A 1,869-nucleotide genomic window follows, 5' to 3' on the forward strand; every position below is an offset into this window, starting at 1 on the left:
GCGGATATTTCCTCGGGGCAGGCATCGTCTGGGCTCCTCTCATGAAACCCATCTGACCTGCTGTCACCTTTCCCCGCATCTCGGGGGAACCTCAATCCGGGCGATCTGCTCGTTGTAGCCGCGCATCCGGTGCAGGGCGTTCGCCTCGTTGATCAGGGCGTTGACTGCCCGGTTCGAGCGCGCGAGCCAGCGGCTCTCCACCTTCTTCACAGGTATCGAGCGAACCAAGGTCTCCAGGCCCCGCGAGTCACGGATGCGGCGCTGTCCCCGGGCTGTAATCAGCTCGGGCAGGAGGGCCAGATCGCGATACTGCGAGTGCTCCCCGCCGATTTCTCGCACGGTGTCCCCGATGACCCGGGTGCTCTGCGCGACCGGTTCGGCGAGGATCCTGCCCAGGATGGGCTGAGGCACGCGGCGGAACAGCGCCCGGGCCTGTACGAGCTCGGCCGACTTGAGGTCGATACCGTGGTTCGTCTCGGTGCGGCGCATCGAGTCGATGATCCAGTCGATCGGCACGAGCCCGCGGAACAGCCGGAACCAGTTCAGCACGCTCATGTCGTGGGCCTGACGATGCCATTCCTGCCTGGTCAGCATGTATTCGGTCAAGCGCTGGATCTCGCGCGCCAGCGGCTTGCGGTACCGGGTCTTGCCGAACACGTTCTCCGCGACCGCCTTGTAGTCCTCGGCGTCCAGGAAGTGCATCTGGCCCGAGTGCCCGAGCCCTCGGGGTGAGACCTCCTTCAGCAGCGGGAACCGCTCTTCGAGAACCGGAAGATGACCGATCAGGCGCAGGATCTCGCTCTGGAGGTCCTGGAGGACCGCAGCCATCTGTGCCTGGACCCTCCCTTCGCTGACATCCTGGAACTCGGCGCCCTCGACGAAACGGATATTCTGGCGGTGTGCGTCCCACTCGCAGTGGTACATCGGAGCCAGCAGGCTCTGCCTCCCGAACTGGTACAGCAGGTCCTCGAGCTGGCACTCGCCACCGGCGAAGAGATGCCGGGTCCTGTTCCTCCTGCTGTTGTTCTCCAGCACGCGCAGCACGACGAGGCCGGCCTTGGTACGCAGCAGCGAGAACGCCCACTGAGTCTGCCAGTAGCGGCAGACCTTGCCGGAGGCGCGCATCCGGTGCACGCGGTGCGACACGGAGCCGGACACCATGACGCGTCCATCGGCTGCGGTACGTGCGACGACGCGGAAGCTCGCGCCGGTCCTGACACCCTCGACGGTCGGCTCAATCTGTTCGTTGAGGAACTTGACGTGCAACAGCACGCGTTCGCTGTTCTCGGACATGATTGCCTCCCCGAGCGGCGGAAATATCGGATGCGAGAGCTCTGCACGGCGCGGCACCGTTCGGTGGGCCGTACTCTTCCGGGAGGCATCCGAGATCGGCTTCGCCGATCTGCTTGTAAAAAAGAAGAACCCCGTCGCCGGGGCATGAAGCTCCGTGCGACGGGGTCCTGTGAGTGGGTCGCGGCCATCGTGACCGACATCGGCAAGGCCGTTGGGCTATCCAGCACGTTCAGCGTTTCCCACCGACTTGCAGCGCTGGAGAAGAAGGGCGTGATCCGCAAGGACACACCGGCCGCGCGTACGCACTGGCTGGGGAACCGGTCAACGACGCGGACACCGCTGCCGGCACGGTACCCGGCCACCGCGCATGTCCCCCTGCTCGGCGGAGATCGGGCCGCCAACAGCGATCCGCCCGAGCAGGACGTGGCGGATGTCCTTGAACTGCCGCACCGGTTGGTCGACGGTGGAGGGCTCTTCGCCCTAGTAGGGCTTGGTCAGGTTGGCGTGCTGGTCGGTATGTTGCGGTGGCAGGTGGGGCATGCGCCGGCCCAGGCTGCGAGCAGTAGCTGAAGCTCG

The 1,869-nt window shown here is 65.6% G+C and carries 2 protein-coding genes; one reads left to right on the forward strand and one right to left on the reverse strand.

The genetic code is table 11. The annotated features are described in order from the left end of the window. Positions 1-63: 63 nt before the first annotated feature. Positions 64-1,293, reverse strand: coding sequence for a hypothetical protein (locus ACFC79_RS38205; RefSeq protein WP_376249881.1), 1,230 nt, complete (start codon positions 1,291-1,293; stop codon positions 64-66). Positions 1,294-1,482: 189 nt separating this feature from the next. On the opposite strand from ACFC79_RS38205, the gene ACFC79_RS38210 reads away from it, so the two are divergent. Continuing rightward, positions 1,483-1,863 (forward strand): LexA family protein, encoded by a 381-nt coding sequence (locus ACFC79_RS38210; RefSeq protein ID WP_376249883.1) that lies wholly within the window; start codon positions 1,483-1,485, stop codon positions 1,861-1,863. The last annotated feature ends 6 nt before the right edge of the window (positions 1,864-1,869 follow it).

The organism is Streptomyces sp. NPDC056061, assembly GCF_042266885.1.
In the GTDB taxonomy this organism is placed as follows: Bacteria; Actinomycetota; Actinomycetes; order Streptomycetales; family Streptomycetaceae; genus Streptomyces.

Bases quoted from the DNA above. Each gene is read 5' to 3' on its own strand.
- ACFC79_RS38205 (WP_376249881.1), bottom strand. From the start codon at position 1,293: ATGTCCGAGAACAGCGAACGCGTGCTGTTGCACGTCAAGTTCCTCAAC.